Here is a 1,268-nt window from a genome sequence, read left to right as displayed (position 1 = left end):
CGTATGTTGCGCTTCATGCAGATTTTGGTTGGTGTAGAACCACGCGCTGAAGTTGATTTCTTGCTGAGCTTTCACCAATAACCCTGTGCCATGACGGTTCGTGAGCGATGCCCAGCGCACGTGTTGGCGGTTGCCGTTGTTTTGCGGGAACGGGTAGTTCTCGAACATGTCTTCTACGGTGCTGTGGTAAACATCAGTGAGGTTAGCTTGGCGACTGTCTTGGTAGTTTTCTTCTGGGCCGCGACCGTAGTAGCTCACTTGGTCAAAGCTGCCGTTGATGCCCAAATCCAAGCCGATGACCGGAATCACGTGAGGGTAGTCGCCGTAGCGCTCGCCACTCAGTTCCACGTTCAAATGGCCTTGAGCATTGATTTGATAGCGATAGGTACAACGCATGCCAAAATCAAAGACCGGCGGCGCAATGATGCTGGTGGTTGTAATCAAGACGGAATCATCAGTTGCTTCCACAGCAAGTGTGCGGAAGTGCTCCTGCATGATTTGCAGATGCGCTGGGTGCCACAAACCTTCATACTCTTGTTTGTGGTTATCAATCATCGGTTTGAAGAAGTTTAGTCTCGGCTCAGATTGAATGATCTCTTCGCCATTTACGCGCCAAGAAGTCAGTTTGCCGTTTACTATGGAGAAGGTAAGCGTGAAGTTATGACCTGTGATCACATGCTCTAGGCGGCTTTCTTCAAGCAGCAAGGGTTGAATATTGTGGTTGACCAGCGCAGGCAACGTCGCGGACTTGTTTTTCAGTTGGAACTGATACACCGCAATTTCATGGTTGGCTTCGCTGTAAAGCGTGCGACTGTCTTTGCGTACGGTGAAGTTAACAAAGGCTTCACGCTCATCCAATTCTGGCAAGTCGATGGTCACTTCACGTTCGCTGTTGGCGACCAAAGCTTCGACTTTGAATTGCACGCTACGCAGGGTTTCACCTTCGGCACGCACGTCAGCAGTAATGGTGTAATCATCGAGGTTGGTGAACCACAATTTGTTCTCAACGATAAAGCGGTCATGGCAACCTTCAACGGCGCGGATTTTCACCGGTGCAATGACTTGTTTGTATTCTTTCAGGCCAGGGCCCGGGGTTTGATCTGGGTAAATCAGACCATCCATGCAGAAGTTGTAGTTGTTTGGGTAGTCGCCGTAATCGCCGCCGTATTTGTAGAACTCTTGACCGTGTTCATCACGCGCTAGAATGCCGTGATCACACCATTCCCAAACGTAGTGACCTTGAATGTGGTCGTGCGCATAGAACACGT

Annotated in this window: 1 protein-coding gene; it reads right to left on the bottom strand. The window is 50.0% G+C overall.

Annotated features, from left to right (window positions below):
* On the bottom strand, window positions 1-1,268 hold a 1,268-nt coding region (locus R8O70_RS25530; RefSeq protein ID WP_318184502.1), incomplete at both ends, for a glycoside hydrolase family 2 TIM barrel-domain containing protein.

The sequence above is a fragment of the Vibrio sp. 779(2023) genome (assembly GCF_033344285.1).
Classification (GTDB): Bacteria; Pseudomonadota; Gammaproteobacteria; order Enterobacterales; family Vibrionaceae; genus Vibrio; species Vibrio alginolyticus.
The sequence above is the reverse complement of the archived record's forward strand: the minus strand, read 5'-3'. Positions and strand labels throughout refer to the sequence as shown.